Origin of the sequence: Pristimantibacillus sp. PTI5, from assembly GCF_048572955.1 — a bacterium.
Classification (GTDB): Bacteria; Bacillota; Bacilli; order Paenibacillales; family Paenibacillaceae; genus Pristimantibacillus.
On sequence record NZ_CP183886.1, the window covers coordinates 6,945,654 to 6,960,805 of the forward strand.

The 15,152-nt window shown below is 46.3% G+C and carries 18 protein-coding genes and 1 pseudogene; 3 read left to right on the forward strand and 16 right to left on the reverse strand.

Features of this window, described 5'->3' with window-relative positions:
• The first annotated feature begins 205 nt into the window (after positions 1–205).
• On the forward strand, positions 206–502 hold the full coding sequence (locus tag ACN6MW_RS30900) for a DUF5658 family protein (protein ID WP_419873544.1): 297 nt from the start codon (positions 206–208) through the stop codon (positions 500–502).
• A 67-nt stretch (positions 503–569) separates the two neighbouring features.
• Complete coding sequence (locus ACN6MW_RS30905; RefSeq protein ID WP_419873545.1) at positions 570–1,799, forward strand: voltage-gated chloride channel family protein; 1,230 nt, start codon at positions 570–572, stop codon at positions 1,797–1,799.
• Positions 1,800–1,840: 41 nt separating this feature from the next.
• On the opposite strand, the gene ACN6MW_RS30910 is transcribed toward ACN6MW_RS30905, so the two are convergent.
• The 16 genes and pseudogenes from ACN6MW_RS30910 to sleB all read right to left on the reverse strand — a co-directional run bounded on the left by ACN6MW_RS30910 (position 1,841) and on the right by sleB (position 13,838).
• Entirely contained in the window at positions 1,841–2,683 is an 843-nt protein-coding gene (locus ACN6MW_RS30910) for an undecaprenyl-diphosphate phosphatase (protein ID WP_419873546.1), read from the reverse strand.
• Positions 2,684–2,785: 102 nt separating this feature from the next.
• On the reverse strand, positions 2,786–3,061 hold the full coding sequence (locus ACN6MW_RS30915) for a hypothetical protein (RefSeq protein ID WP_419873547.1): 276 nt from the start codon (positions 3,059–3,061) through the stop codon (positions 2,786–2,788).
• 172 nt (positions 3,062–3,233) lie between these two features.
• Positions 3,234–3,557 (reverse strand): annotated as a pseudogene (locus ACN6MW_RS30920) (ATP-binding cassette domain-containing protein); the annotation flags it as partial.
• 184 nt (positions 3,558–3,741) lie between these two features.
• Positions 3,742–4,272 carry an ATP-binding protein gene (locus ACN6MW_RS30925; RefSeq protein WP_419873548.1) on the reverse strand — a complete coding sequence of 177 codons (531 nt, stop codon included), beginning with the start codon at positions 4,270–4,272 and terminating at the stop codon, positions 3,742–3,744.
• A 1-nt stretch (position 4,273) separates the two neighbouring features.
• Positions 4,274–4,798, reverse strand: a complete 525-nt coding sequence (locus ACN6MW_RS30930) for a response regulator (protein ID WP_419873549.1) — start codon at positions 4,796–4,798, stop codon at positions 4,274–4,276.
• Between the two features lie 45 nt (positions 4,799–4,843).
• Positions 4,844–5,719: a radical SAM/SPASM domain-containing protein gene (locus ACN6MW_RS30935; protein ID WP_419873550.1), complete on the reverse strand. Its 876-nt coding sequence runs from the start codon at positions 5,717–5,719 to the stop codon at positions 4,844–4,846.
• Between the two features lie 131 nt (positions 5,720–5,850).
• Positions 5,851–6,528 carry a DUF4166 domain-containing protein gene (locus ACN6MW_RS30940; protein WP_419873551.1) on the reverse strand — a complete coding sequence of 226 codons (678 nt, stop codon included), beginning with the start codon at positions 6,526–6,528 and terminating at the stop codon, positions 5,851–5,853.
• Positions 6,529–6,530: 2 nt separating this feature from the next.
• The gene (locus tag ACN6MW_RS30945; protein WP_419873552.1) at positions 6,531–7,460 is read right to left on the reverse strand and encodes a DoxX-like family protein; all 930 of its coding nucleotides are present in this window, start codon (positions 7,458–7,460) and stop codon (positions 6,531–6,533) included.
• Complete coding sequence (locus tag ACN6MW_RS30950) at positions 7,450–7,917, reverse strand: thiol-disulfide oxidoreductase DCC family protein (protein WP_419873553.1); 468 nt, start codon at positions 7,915–7,917, stop codon at positions 7,450–7,452. Before ACN6MW_RS30950 ends, ACN6MW_RS30945 begins: the two co-directional genes overlap by 11 nt.
• A gap of 131 nt (positions 7,918–8,048) precedes the next feature.
• A complete protein-coding gene (locus ACN6MW_RS30955; protein WP_419873554.1) occupies positions 8,049–8,690 on the reverse strand; it encodes a response regulator in 642 nt (213 codons plus the stop codon).
• 16 nt (positions 8,691–8,706) lie between these two features.
• The gene (locus ACN6MW_RS30960) at positions 8,707–10,026 is read right to left on the reverse strand and encodes a sensor histidine kinase (RefSeq protein ID WP_419873555.1); all 1,320 of its coding nucleotides are present in this window, start codon (positions 10,024–10,026) and stop codon (positions 8,707–8,709) included.
• Positions 10,027–10,165: 139 nt separating this feature from the next.
• Positions 10,166–10,381, reverse strand: a complete 216-nt coding sequence (locus ACN6MW_RS30965) for a cold-inducible protein YdjO-related protein (RefSeq protein WP_419873556.1) — start codon at positions 10,379–10,381, stop codon at positions 10,166–10,168.
• Between the two features lie 46 nt (positions 10,382–10,427).
• Positions 10,428–11,510, reverse strand: coding sequence for a lactonase family protein (locus ACN6MW_RS30970; RefSeq protein ID WP_419876499.1), 1,083 nt, complete (start codon positions 11,508–11,510; stop codon positions 10,428–10,430).
• A 112-nt stretch (positions 11,511–11,622) separates the two neighbouring features.
• Positions 11,623–12,036, reverse strand: a complete 414-nt coding sequence (locus tag ACN6MW_RS30975; protein ID WP_419873557.1) for a VOC family protein — start codon at positions 12,034–12,036, stop codon at positions 11,623–11,625.
• Positions 12,037–12,301: 265 nt separating this feature from the next.
• Positions 12,302–13,021 (reverse strand): DsbA family oxidoreductase, encoded by a 720-nt coding sequence (locus ACN6MW_RS30980; protein WP_419873558.1) that lies wholly within the window; start codon positions 13,019–13,021, stop codon positions 12,302–12,304.
• Positions 13,022–13,181: 160 nt separating this feature from the next.
• Entirely contained in the window at positions 13,182–13,838 is a 657-nt protein-coding gene (gene sleB / locus ACN6MW_RS30985; protein ID WP_419873559.1) for a spore cortex-lytic enzyme, read from the reverse strand.
• Between the two features lie 280 nt (positions 13,839–14,118).
• Here sleB and ACN6MW_RS30990 point away from each other — a divergent pair, with 280 nt between their 5' ends.
• Positions 14,119–14,937 (forward strand): SDR family oxidoreductase, encoded by an 819-nt coding sequence (locus ACN6MW_RS30990; RefSeq protein ID WP_419873560.1) that lies wholly within the window; start codon positions 14,119–14,121, stop codon positions 14,935–14,937.
• The last annotated feature ends 215 nt before the right edge of the window (positions 14,938–15,152 follow it).

The window sequence follows — 15,152 nt, forward strand, 5'->3', positions numbered from 1 at the left end:
AAATATATCACTAGATTGCATGCGGAGTCAAAGATTACATAAAAATGATCATCTTTAATTCGAAAGCTATCCACGTGGAATGATAAACTATCGGCAACATATGCATCATATATGCGATTTAACCATGATTTTTTAAGATCGGAGGACGAATGCCATCTCTTCTATCGTAAAATGGGATTTAAAGACACTGCTTTTCGGATTGCTGTTGCTATCTTTCACGGATGCGGCATTTACCGACATCGGACTGCGTTTTTTTCTGATCGACGAGCTGAATCCGATTGTTAAGCGCATGTATGAATGGAATATCGTGAGCTATTACGCCATGAAGCTCTTGCTTCCGATGCTGCTTATTCTGATTTATTACTTTACAAAAAACCGGAGATGGATAAATCCCTGCATACTTATCACAGTGGTTCTCTATTTCTTTGTCAATATTTATCATCTGATTTGGATTTCCCTTGGCGTGCAGGGCGGATGGTTGACCTTTAATCCTTTGGCATGATTTTCTTTACCTCTTGGAAGGGAGCTGTATAATAGTTGTTAGGAAATCGTCAAAGGAGTTTAACGGTATGGTTGAGGCAAGACAGCTAGACCCGCTTTATCTAGTGCAATATATTTTAAAATGGCTGATTATTGCCGGCAGCATAGGCATCCTCTCAGGCTCGGCATCCGCATTTTTTCTAGCGGCGCTTGACTGGGTTACGGAAGCACGGCTTCATCACCCATGGCTGTTATGGCTTCTTCCCGCGGGCGGTGCATTCATCAGCTTTCTCTATCTTAAGCTTGGGAAAGAGGCTGGCAAAGGCAATAATCTCATTATCGAGCAAATTCATTCGGGAGATGGCGCGGTACCATTACGAATGGCACCGCTAGTTTTATTTGGGACGCTAACGACGCATTTATTCGGCGGTTCAGCAGGCCGGGAGGGAACGGCCGTACAAATGGGCGGCAGCTTATCCGAATGGTTCGGCAGGCTGATAAAAATTAATCCGCTTGACCGGAAAATAGTTTTGATGTGCGGCATCAGCAGCGGCTTTGGCGCCGTGTTCGGAACGCCGCTCGCGGGTGCGGTATTTGGATTAGAGGTTCTTGCCATCGGAGTTATCAGCTACGAAGCGCTGCTTCCTTGCTTCATAGCAAGCTTTATAGGTCATATGGTTACCACCGCTTGGGGAATCCAGCATATCCATTATGCAATCGGCGATATCCCCCCGTTTGATTGGCTGGTCATGACCAAAGTCATTTGCGCATCGGTACTGTTCGGTTTATCTGCTTTCCTCTTCATTCAGCTCACGCGTAAATTAAAGCAGCTGTTTAGCAAATGGTTCGCGAATCCAGTGGCGAAAAGCGCCATCGGCGGCTTGCTCATTGTCGCACTGGTCTATGCTCTCGGTACGCGGGATTATTTAGGCCTCGGAATTCCGCTCATTCAGCATGCGTTTCAAGAAGCGGCGTCACCTGCCGTTTTCCTGCTCAAAACATTATTTACCGCTCTAACCCTTGGGACAGGCTTTCAGGGCGGAGAAGTGACGCCGCTCTTCGTGATCGGATCAACGCTTGGCAGCGCGCTTGGCGGATTGCTCCATCTATCCGTTCCCTTTCTCGCAGCCATCGGTTTTGTCTCGGTATTCAGCGGAGCCGCTAAGACTCCGCTTGCCTGCTTCATCATGGGCATTGAGCTCTTTGGCTCCGAGGGGGCGATCTATTTGTTCATTGGCTGCCTCATTGCTTTTCTATGTTCAGGCCGCATCGGGATCTATGAGTCTCAAAGAGTGCTCTCCTACCCTATGGGAAAATAAAAATGGCTTGCTCCCCTTTTTCGAGGGAGCAAGCCATTTTTTTAGAAATAAACGATATAAATGACAGCTGCGAGCACAATGCGGTAAATCGCAAAAGGAACCAGCTTGATTTTATTAATCAGCTTCAGGAAGAAGCGTATAGACAGCAGTGCAAATACGAAAGCACTTAGGAAGCCTGCAATAAAAAACGGCAATGATTCAACATTGAAGTATTCCCAGTTTTTGGCCAGTGACAACAAGCTCGCACCCGCCATGATCGGCACCGCCATAATGAATGTGAAATCCGCGGCTGCCCTGTGGCTCATGCCAAGCAATACCCCGCCTGAAATCGTTGAGCCCGAACGCGAGAAGCCCGGCCATAACGACAAGCATTGAATCAAGCCCACCGTTAGAGCTTGTTTATAGGTGATCTGGTCAACGGTCTCGATACTAACCGTCTTGGGCCGGAAACGATCCGCGATAATCATAAAAATCGCTCCGATAACAAGCCCCACAAGCACCGTTTTAATGGAAAACAAATATTCATCGATATAATCATCGAACAAGAAACCGAACACGCCTGCAGGAATGAGACCTACCAGCACATGCGTAAGCTTCAGCTTTTTCGCGGGTACTGCTGCCCCCTGAACGGCCCCCTTGCCGCCGCGCCGCAATCCGAGCAATTCAATGAATCGGTTACGGAAGATAATAATGACCGCCAAAATTGATCCCAGCTGTATAACGATTTTGAATGTGTTCGCTACGTATTTCGTTAGATACTGCTCTGACTGCAGCCACATATCGTCGACGATAACCATATGTCCCGTCGAGGATACAGGGGCAAACTCCGTCAGTCCTTCCACAATGCCCAAAATAATCGCTTTTAAAATCGTAAGAAAGTCCATTTGTCTTTGAATCTCCTAACTTTTTTTAATGATAGATTGATAGAAAAGAACGGCACGAAACAAATCATAACATAAAAAGCGTCTGCCCAACAATTCGGCCTCCTACATAATGTCCTCCCGGACAGCTCTGCGGATCGAAACAATGGCGGATACCAAGCCTAAACCGAGACTGAGCAGAGCGACTGCTGCCGATAAGGACCAATTACTGACGGTCTCATCATGCGTGCTTCCGAACATCAACGCCAAAAACATGGAACACACCATAAACGCGGGGACAGACTTGCGAATCACACCTATATAAAGCGGAATAATTCCCAGACCCATTATGGAAATGCCGTTGATCAACATTCGAAAGGCTTCATCGCGCAGCATAAGCATTGTCAAAGGCTCGGCTATGAACCCTTTCTGCGCGTCAACGAATAAAAAAAACGCAGCGACGAACCCGTTAGAAAGCAGCGCCGTCAAAAACGAGAATAGGCAAAATAAGATGCTTCGCCATTAGAATATGATGTCTCGGCACAGGGTAGGTGAACAATACGGAAATCGTTTAATAGCTGCCCATGTATTCGCAGTGCAGCTCTAAATTTTTGCGAGCAGACAAATGATCATAAAATATCGGATATTCAATAATGCTCCCCATTCGCTTCATCAGCTCGCTAGCGTTCCGGTTCATCATCGACCCAAACAGCTCAATCGATCCGTTAGTCGGTTGAATAAGTCCTGTCAGCATACGCATAATCGTCGTCTTGCCCGCTCCGTTAGGACCCAGAAAGCCATATATTTCGCCTTTCTTAATCGTCATACTGACCTCGGTGACGACCTCTTTCCCTTTAGATGACTTACTCAGCTCGTTCGTTCGCAGCAATATTCTCATTTTCTTCCTCCTGCTCTGCCAAAATCACCATTTCTTTGGTTTCTAGGACCAGTGTATCAAAATGAGCTGTCTTTCCCGTTTCGAAAAACTTAAGAATTTCTTTCGAACGGTCCTCCGTATGAAAAAAAATCGCCGCAGGCTCATAAGGAGCGTAACGACGATCTTCTTATGTTATGTTTTGCGCTTAGTAATTAAGCTTGTTCAACGTGACCGTAAAAATCGTTTTCTTAATTGGGATGCTATGTACCTTTATATTCCCGCCAAGCTTTTCAACCAGCCGTTTGGTGATGGTCAGTCCAAGGCCGCTGCCTTGATACTCCCTGTTCCGTGAATCCTCCAGCTTGAATAAGCGCTCAAATATATGCAGCTGATCCTGCTCGCTTATTCCGCGTCCGCGATCGCATACCTCGATATCGACTTTTTCAGCATCGGCGCGGAGCCCGAATCCAATGACACGGCCTTCGCTGCCGTACCGGATGGCATTCGAAATCAGGTTACTGCATATTCGCTCCAATGCGTCCTCGTTACCAAGCGCATAAATCGTTTGCTCGGGAATAACGATATCAACCTCGAGTCCTTTGGACGTGATTGTATCGAAAAAAAACAATATGATATTTTTGCAAAACGAGTTCAGGTTTATTTTTGCAAACGGTACGAGCTGATCCTCGGATTCCAGCTTCGCTAAATCAAAGAACTTATTCAGCATTGCTACCATTTCAAGTGCCTTTCCATGCACCTTCGTTAACAGCCTCGTCCGTTCTTGCTCGTGGAGCGCTGCCGTTTATGCTTACGGTATGCAGCTCCGGATCGAGGGAAAGCTCATGCACGCGAAGCTGAGGATGCGGCTGCTGGCTATGCCCGTCTTTACCGGCATAAACAGTAGCACGCCGCAAAGAAGCCTTCACGCGTGCGGAAAGCTCAATAAGCGAGAAAGGCTTCGTTATATAATCATCCGCGCCGAAGCCAAGTCCCAGCGCTTTGTCCAGCTCACTGTCCTTTGCCGACACGATGAGTACGGGGACGAAGCTTTGTGTCCGGACAGCCTTCAAAAATTCCGTCCCGTCCAGCTCCGGGAGCATTAAATCGAGCAGGATCAAATCTATTTCCCCTTGGCTGAACCGTTCTAATGCGGCTATTCCATTCATAGCGTGAAATATTTGGTAGCCTTCCTTATTCAAATGGTCGGACATCATTTCCGCAATGGACAGATCATCTTCAACGATCAACAGATTTTTAGGCATATCCTGCTCCTTCGATCCTTTTCTACTATACTCTTGCCAGCCGAATCATCCAAAACGCTGGCGGTAGCCGCATTTCCGGCATAGCTCTTCCACGGCTTCACGTCTCGAGAATCCGTCATAGAGCTGTGTTGCTCTTTCATTTTCAATGATTTCCGAGAAATGGGTATCATGGATATTGCCTAAATTAATTACGCCTTCCCCGTCTAAGCAGCAAGGAATAACGGTGCCGTCTATTAAGATCCCGGCTTGGTTGCGCAGGGCGTGACAAAAGCCCTTCCCGTTATACTCCGGCTCCTTCAAATCGGGCCATTTGAATTCGGGATCTTGGTTTAAATAGATCCGTTCCGCGATTTTCACGCCGGAGCCCGGAATGAACTTCTCTTCGATTTTATAATCAAGATCAAAGGCCTTCTCTATCATGCCTAACAGCTCGCGGTTTTTGTTTTTCTGCTGATTCGTTTCATTATCCATGTCCAAATTCCATAACCGAAATGAAATGATGATGTTACTGCTTGTTACCGCCTCTTTTACGAAGGACAAAATCTCCGCGAGGTAGCCTTCTTTATTCGTAGAGCCTGCATGGCCGTCAAAGCTGTGAAGCGAGAAATTGATTTGACGCAGCGCAGGTTTATTCAAGAGCTTTTCTCTGTTTTTCGTTATTAGCGTTCCGTTCGACGTAATATTTACTTTGAAGCCTTTCTCATGGCTGATATCGAGAAGCTCATCCATCTTGGGATGAAGCATCGGCTCGCCTTTGACATGAAAGTAAATATAATCCGTGTGGGGCTTGATTTGATCAAGCGTTTTTTTGAAATCCTCTACTTTGATAAAGCCCTTGGCGCGCAGTGTTGGCGGGCAAAAGCTGCACGAAAGATTACATATGCTGGTTGTCTCTATATAAAACTTTTTAAACTTTTTCATTCGTCATGTACTCCATTTCCTACGGACTCCGCTTCGTGAGCCTTGCCAGCGTGAATCTCCCAATCCTGTCTACCGCTATTATACAACGTATAGCAGGCAAGTGACAAAAAGGAATAAACGGCAGCGGCCGGTTATTCCCTTTTTTCGTCACGTAGCGGCCGGATCCCTACTGGTATTGCCTCAGGTTCGGTCTTAATAAACGCTGCTTGAAAGGAGCCTACGTATCGGAATATCCGTCCAAAAACTGGATTGCGCACATCAACCGTAATTCGAAAGCATTCATTTTCGTCATCATACCACTCATGAACCTCTGCTTCGCCGGTAAACAGCCGTGGGAATCGAAACTGAAGCCGTCCCTCATAAAAACGCTGTTCGCCCGAGCGGATCCTGATCCCTCCGTTAGGTGAAACCGCAATATCTAAGTCTACCGCTAAATGCTGTTTATTGCCCAAATAGTCAACGATAAGATCCCGCTCACCGCTGAAAACCATCGTAGCGTCGAAATGTTTAACCGCTCTCGGAAACTTGAATTTTCGAATCCACGTTACGGTTTCTCTCCCGTATTTATCAATGTAAGCAAAATTTTCAATGGAGAACGGAATGTCGTTTCCGCCCTTCGGAAACATGATATGACGGAATGTCCCGATAAAAAGCGGCAGCGTGACCAGCTTGTTATACCAAATTCGCTGCATAACGCCATGGCCGATCGATGCAGTTTGATCTTGACTTTTAAAGCCAAATCGCTGCTGGATACGCGGATGGAGCTTAAGGAATTCTGCGCCAAGCGCTTGCTCATAAATGGATCGCATGCTTAAATCCCCTCTTTTCGACGTGATGGGCTACGTTTGCGTTTGCATCGGCCAGCTTGCGGCAGATACCTGCTGCTCCAATAGGCTGCAAGGCATAAGCCAAACATTGGCAGCGCAAGCGTGATCGGATTAAAAGGTGCTGCCAGCAGCTCGGGAGCAAACAAAACGATCGGAGCAGTCAGCAAAAACAGGAGCATGGCCTGAACGATATAGATTCCTTTTTTTCTATGCCATACAACGGTAATCCCGCCTAGCCCCATTTCGAGAATGCCGATGAGCTGTATGAGTCGCAGCTCACTTCCTTCAAACCAGCTTAACTTTCTCATCAGGTACAGCTCCCCTGCTTCGGGAAAAAGCAATTTCGGTACGAGGCCTTCATACAACCACAGCAGCATGATCAGAATGACGCTTAAATAATGAATCAATGCCCTTTCCGCTATGACAGATGGCGGGATGCGCTCCTCCAGCCAAATCCGCAAACGATCAAAGCTCCAAGCCGTGGCATAGCCGAACAAAGGCCGGAATAGATAACGATCCAGAAATTGGCCAGCAAACCCGAAACGGATTTGATAGTCAAATAACGTCATAAAAGTCAGCCGATCTCCGCTTTCCTTGTATTTCCAGTATCCGCCGCCTTTCCGTATCAACGAAAACCGCTGCTCGGAAGCGAAGGCTAGCGTGGACATGCGTGTTCCGCTACCTGGTGCGGAAGAAATGCTCGACTCGCCGGTACCTGCAATTTTCAAACCAAAGCCTATTCTCGTTTCATAGTGAAATGATTGCATATCAGATTCGTTCTTTCTTGGCAGATACTGAATCTCCGAGAAACGCAGATCCCACTGTTCATGCAGCCGAGGATCCTGCGTATGCTCCCATAGCTCATCCATGGTGCATCCGATCTCGAGTTCTACATAAATCGGTTTATTTTTCATTTACAATGTTCTCCTTTGGCTCGGCATGCACGCCATTTTCCAGAAAACGATCCGTTAGCAGCTTAGGCGGTATTTTACAAACATCAGTCATTCCAAACCATCCATAGCGATTCCGGGCAATATAATCATAGATGCGATCGCGCAAGGGCCGCGGTACGGCAATGAATAAAGATAATACCCGCCACCAGCCGCCAAGTTCGCGCAGGACGCGTAATGCAGCATTTGATTTTGTATCATATCGTCCATCTCGTATCATGACAAAGGTGTCGATATCGTCTGTCGGCAAATTTCCGGCCCTTAACAGCTTTTGCCCTGCCTTTGACTGGAGCGCCGCGAACCGAAATCGCCGAGACTTATCTCTTTTGACGACAAACTGCGTAATTTCGCTGCACAGCAAACATTTTCCATCGATTAGAAGAATGATTGGCGAATCTAAGTTTGGTTCGGCTTTATACATCCCATCGCGTCCTCTCACCACCTATTTTAATCCCTTAACCGCATGCCTGGCAGTTCCAACTTTCATAGGACGATAAAAAAAGAGGTACTACGATTCGTAGTACCTCCAGAACTATAAAATGTGCATTACTCTTATTTCTCCTGTTCATCCCGCTGAAAAAGCCCTCTTCGCCTGACCTTTTCCACGGCTTCTTTGCTGCTGCGGACGCCAAATTTCTTCAGCATCTTGTTGACTTGGTTTTTCAAGGTGCTTTCGGCCTTAAACAGCTTTTGCTCAATTTGAGACTGCGTATAACCTGACTCTATAAGCTCAAACACCTCGCGTTCAGCGCCGGTCAGCTCCTTTAGCTGCTCTTCGCGTTTCAATCTTGCCAGCTCCTTAAGCAGCGCTTCCATCGGTGCGGGATGGTGATAGGCACTGCGTATCGCATGCGGCAGTTCTTGAAAGCGCGTTTTCTCCAAAAATTGAACCGCACCCGCTGTAAATGCGCGTGTCATGGTTTGCTCGTCATTTAATGACGTTAACATTATGATTTTGGCAGAGGAATACTCCTGCATCATCATGGCCGTATGTATACCGTCAAGCCTGCTGCCCTCCAGCTGGATATCCATGAGAACAACATCGAATGGGATGGTTTGAGCCATGCTTAAAGCTTCAACTGAATTTGCCGCCGTACCGACGACTAGCAAATCCGACTCGCGATTCAAGTAAGAAGTTAAAGCTTTGATCCAGTCCGAGTCGTCCTCAACAATAAAAACCTTTATATGGCTCACAGCGGTTCCTCCCCTATTAATCCTCTAAAATCTTCTTTCTTGGCCAAATCAGAGCTGCGCGCGTGCCCTTCCCTACCTCGCTGGTGAGCACTGCTTTTGCTCCGCTTTTCTGCATGACATTATACACATAAGACAAGCCGAGGCCGAAATTTCTACCGCTCTTTCCGCTGCTGAAGAATGGATCGAATACTTGGCTTAGTTTGTCTGCCGGTATGCCGATGCCGCTGTCTTGCACGGACAACTCGACGCCGTTTTTGTGCGCTGACAGCATAACCTCGATCCTGCCCCCATTCGGCATTGCCTCGCTGGCATTCATCAGCAGGTTGCCGAATGCTTCGCTAATATGGACGGCATCGCCCTGGATGACCGGAGTTATATCATAAACCGCTTCGACGGTTATTCCTTTTCCATTTAGCAAAGCTTCATGCTGCACGAGGCTTGTTTCAACAAGGTCCATAAGCTGCACTGCTTCTTCCTTTAATACAATGTCCTTCATCTGACTATGGATCCGGCTCATCATTTCCAGCATATGATTGGATGCATTCATAATAATCTGCATGTGCTGCTTGGATTGCTCGTTTGTCTCCGGCAGCAGGCTTTTTAAATTTTCTGTGCTGATCGCGATTTTGCCAATTTCATTCTTGATGGTGTGATTAAGCATGGATGCTCCCGTACTAACCGCCCGCATCGTGCTTTCCATTGGATCATGCTCGAAACGCAGCTTTACCCCCAGAACGCCATACATAAACGTGCACAACAGCGCGACAACGAGCGAATAGATAATAAATACCGAGATATAATTAAAAAATTCAAAATCGGGAGAAACCACCTTAGCCATATAGATAAAAAAAAGTACGGCCAATAAAGTCGGCACAACGATAATGGTCGTAATGAACCGATTTCGCTTTAAACGGGTATCGCGTTCTCTCCATACCGACATGATCAACAAATAACATGAAATTAAATAATAAGGAGCGCTCCACAGCAGCAATAAATTAAAAAACCATTGCTCGTTATCTGAAACCAGCTCGTAAGCGCCCATGAAGAGTAGCGGTAGCAATAAAAATATCTTATGTTTCCATCTTGTGCGCCTATCCTCCGCCGCATCCGCATAAATAAGGCTAAAAACAAGGACACCGTAAGGGGTGACCGTATAATTAAAAAATTGCAAGACATTCGCGGCATGATAAAATCCATTTTCCATCAAAACATCGGAAAGCCCGCCAATGGAGGCGCTGCATAAGAAATAAGCCGCCCAGCGATTCGACTCGTTCCTTCGGTTGTTTAGCCATACGATTACGGCAGCCGTAAACAAAGCGATAAAATAAAACAGCATTTTGAAATACCATCCTGTCATTGTTTGGTATATCTATCCTATCATAACAGCCACCCGGACCCCCATACTTTCCAGTACCCTGCTCAAAAAAAATCCCAATTCGCATCTATCATGCGGATTGGGATTTTTATGGATACAACTAGTAGTCCGATTTAGGCTTACGAGGCTGCGGCTTTGGTTTATTTTGAACCGCGGGCAAATGCCGCATGCTTCTTAGCATTGGTCCTTTGCAAATCGGGCAGGTTTGCTCCGTCGCGGCAAACTCATCTCTTACCCATGCTTTGCATTCTGGATTTTTGCATTTAAAAATTTTAGTCGCCTTTAATTTCGGTTTTTCTTCTTCGTTAGTAGCCACGCTTCTGTATTCCCCTTTTCATCTCTTTGCTTACACCATTAATTATTTATGTCATTAAATAAACAGGGACTACACAAACTGGCTTCGCCAAGGTAACGCTTTTGCCTGTAAATAGTAACTTTCCGCTGTTTTGATCGACTTCAAACGTTACGATATTATCCGAATCGCGGTTTGCAGCCAGTAAATATCGGCCGTTAGGTGTCAATGCAAAATGTCGCGGGTGACCGCCTTCGACAGAAATATGCTGCAGCAGCGTTAGCAAGCCTGAGCGCTCATCGATCGCAAATACAACGAGGCTGTCGTGCCCGCGATTGGAGCCGTATAGATATTTACCATCCGCGGAGACCGTAATTTCAGCGCAGGAATTCTCACCATCGAAGCCGGCAGGCAATGTACTTACCGTAGCCAGCGTCGTCAATCGGCCTGTCTCTTTTTCGTATGTAAATGAAGTAATGGTCGAATCCACTTCATTGATCACGAAGACAAAGCCCCCGTTTGGATGGAACGTCAAATGACGCGGTCCTGCTCCGGGATGAAGGGCAATCTGACTCTGATGAATCAGCTTTTTAGCATCATGATCCAGTTTGTAGGTAACGATGCGATCCAGGCCTAAATCGGCTACTAGCAAAAATTGCTCGTCTGGACTGTAGAAGGATGAATGCGGATGAGGCCGGTCCTGACGTTCAGGATGCTGGCTTTTTCCTTCATGCTGAATGACATCCAGCTTTTGACCGATTGCGCCATCCTCAGCAATACTGAAAAGACCAATCATACCGCCGTGATAACTAGTTACCGTCAAAAATTCACTGTTCCCATCACGTTGAATATGACATGTGGTTGAATCTACCGTTATTTCACGATTCAAAAGTTGAACGGACCCCTTTACGGCATCAATAGCGAAAGCTGCTGCTTCCCCAACCTTTTGACCGGATTGGTTAACCGTTTCAGCGATAGCGTAAAGTAAGCTGCGATCTGCATCCACATTAAGAAAGGTTGGATTCTTTAGCCCGGCAATAGAGTCCGTCATTGTTAATGTGCCCGATTCCTCATCAAATGCATACACATATACGCCGCTCTCTTCTGCTTCCGCATAAGAACCAACGAATATAAGCAGTCGTTGTTGCTCCATTGTCAAAATAATTCCCCCTAAACATTTGCATGCCACCGTTCAACAGCGAGTGACTTTTTATGCCGTTATCTATTATAAGACTTGATCGCGCTCGAGACAAACGAATTATGGATTATAGCTGATCGTCGCTTGTGCTCTGGAATAGTTCGATAATCTCGCCGTCAGGACCCTTGAAGAAAGCTATGCGAACAGGAATACCGCCAAGCTCGACATCCTTCGGCTCTACGGTAACTTCCATGCCGGCTGCTCTCGCAAGCTCAACGGCTTCCGTAACGCGGTCTGACCTTAAAGCCAAATGCAAAAATGCGCCTTCGTCCTTCTGCCCCTCTTTGCCGCCCGCGAAAACTTCTAAATAATTGCCGTCGCCCGTGTCAAGCATAATCGCGCGTTTATTCCCTTCACCCCAACGAACGCGCTCCGTGAATCCTAATATCTCCGTATAAAAAGCAACCGTCTTGTCAAAGTCAAACACGCGAATCGCAATATGATGAAACCCGCCGCCGCCTATTTTAGCATTTGTGCCCATTCTGGTTCACTTCTCCTTTGTCATAGTATCGTATCGTTTCAACTTGAAGGTTTAGCCCTCCGATTCCAGCAGGTGCCAGACCAAACAACAAGGTCACCGATCTTTATGCCTTTGGCAACCTTTGTCGCTGGAACCTCAATATTCTTTCCATAGATAGAAATAATGACCGTGATGCTATTCAATTCCTTAACCTCGCCTACCCGCTCAATCTGACAGCGGTTATTGCGCCCGGCATTATTCATGCGTGAACCGTCAATCACGGAAATTAAGACTTTGGTGAATCAGGTACACAATAACCGTCCGTGCACAGCGCATCCGTATCGCCTTCATTTACTTGAATAAAAGCTGGATGTTTCTCTTTCCATGCTTTGTTCAGCGTGTCCAGGAATACTTCTGGCGACTGGGCGCCGGATACGGCATATTTACGGTCAAACACATAAAAAGGAACACCGCGAATGCCCAGCTGGCTGCCTTCTGCTTCTTCTTCGCGAACGATATCAGCGTATTGGCTGGATTGAAGCATCTCTGCCGCCGCTGCCTGATCTAGACCAATTTCTTCGGCTAATACAGCTAATTTCTCCCGGTTGCCAACATTATGGCCTTCCGTGAAATAGGCTTTAAACAGCCGTTCGGACATCTCTTTTTGTTTGCCAAATTGCGTTGCGTATTGGACAAGGCGATGCGCGTCGAACGTATTCGTGGATACCGTGAGATCGAAATGAAAGGATAATCCAACGGCTGCCGCTTGTTCAGCTACGCCAACGGTCGTTTCTTTCGCTTTCTCTATGCTCATGCCATATTTGGCGGCCAGCATGCTGTACGTGCTTTCATTCGAGTTGGGGTCTGCGCTAGGATCAAGCTCAAAGCTTTTGAACACAATCTCGATTTTATCCTTGTGCGCAAATTTTTCAAGAGCGAGTTCGAACTTTCTTTTCCCTATATAACAAAACGGACATACGTAATCCGACCAAATTTCTACTTTCAACGCATACACCTCCGGTTTTTTTAAAAGAGCTTAAAGCTTTATTCATTATTGTAACATGATTGGTTACGACTTTGAAAACCGCTCTTTGACGATTATTGATAAAAATAAAAAAGATTCTTACCGCAAGCAAGCGTATGGCTTACCGATAAGAATCAATTTGTTAAACAGCAAAAATGTGGCGGCCGATTTTCACCGTCTGCTTGCGTGACCAAATCCAATCCGACGTTGCAATCTCCGGATTAAAATAATAAAGGGCGCCATTGGTCGGATCATAGCCTTTCACGGCATCCTGAGCGGCTTGGTAAGCCGTCTTATCAGGCGTTAATTTATATTGCCCGTCTGCAACAGCCGTAAATGCTCGCGGCTGCTCTATAACTCCCCGGATCGAATCGGGAAAGCCAGACGCAGATAATCGATTCATCACAACCGCTCCAACGGCAACCTGCCCTTTGTACGATTCGCCGCGGGCTTCCGCATAAATAATTTTCGCCAGCAGATCAAGCTCCTTTTGGTTTGCAGACACTTTCTTCAGCGTGTCCCATGTTTGGGTTCCCGCTACGCCATCGGCAGCTAAGCCGTATTCTTTCTGAAACCGTTTAAGCGACTCCAGCGTTTTAGTACCGAAATAGGTGGTTACATCCGTATTAAAATAACCCATTGTCTTTAACCGGTATTGTAAATCCGGAACGTCCGGACCTGAGCTTCCAACCTTAAGCGTTGCTGGCTGCGCAGCATTTGCTGCTTCTAACGGAGCACCAAAGGTCATCATAAAAACAATAATAACAGCTACGCTGTATGTGATAAATTTCTTGTTCATTATAGGAATGAACCTCCCTTTTCAATTGCGCGTGCACGATACCTCGCAAATTGGAATAAGTTTGGCAACCTGTCGACTGGTTCGTTCGATTTTAGCACAGTTACTTTCAATTTGTAACCGAGATCGCGAAATTACATACATTTACTAATTTACAATTACGAAAAATTCTGAATCATTTCTCATTAAACCGCTGATTTTCAAGAAGCAATGAAGCAGAATAAACAAACCGTCGCGAGGCACACTAATCCGGATAATTTTTGTACTACAGGAGGGATTCAAAATGATTATTACCGCGGACAAAAACCAAGAGCACGCTAATATGCTTCGGGTAAAGGACAAAGTAGCCGTTATCACAGGCGCCGGTTCCGGGATTGGGCGAGCGGCCGCATTACTTCTGGCCAAACACGGAGCAAAAGTATGCCTGATTGATTTAAATAACAACCGGAGTGAATCCGTCGAACAGCAAATTAATCAATTGGGCGGAGAATCATTATTTCTTGACACTGACGTGTCCGACCCCAAGCGGGTACAAGAGGCGATCAAGGCAGCCGTTGATCATTGGGGCCGGGTAGATATCGTTTTTGCGAATGCCGGCATTAACGGCATCGTCTCGCCAATCGAAGATTTAACGCCGGAGGCATGGGATCACACGCTGACCACCAATTTAAAGGGTACATTCTTAACCGTTAAATATGCGATTCCGCATATGAAAGAAAACGGCGGTAGCATCATTATTACAAGTTCGATAAACGGCAGCCGATCATTTTCGGGGTTCGGCATGTCGGCCTATAGCACTTCCAAAGCCGGTCAGATTGCTTTTGCAAAGATGGCGGCGCTTGAGCTGGCACGTTATAAAATTCGCGTTAACGTCATTTGTCCGGGAGCCATTCAAACCAATATCGGAGAAAGCACGAAAGAAACCCCTCAGCTGGACAAAATTAAAATTCCGGTTAAATATCCCGAAGGAAGCCAGCCATTAGAGCATGGGCCCGGCGAACCTGAGCAGGTTGCCGACTTGGTTTTATTTCTTGCCTCGCAAGAATCAAGCCATATTTCGGGCACAGAAATCTTTATCGACGGCGTGGAATCGCTATTGTAGAACGGAACCGAATGTACGAATCAAGCTGTACCCACGCAGTAAAACGAATAGAGCAGCTCGTTCCTCAAATGAGGGCGGGCTGCTCTTTTTAAATTTCAACTTCCTCCAACGTTGTAGTCTTCCTCTTTGAAAATTGTTACAATATATTGGAATCTATTATTGTTCACGTTCTTTTGTTTACATAATAATTATTATGTTAACTTAACGACATTAAT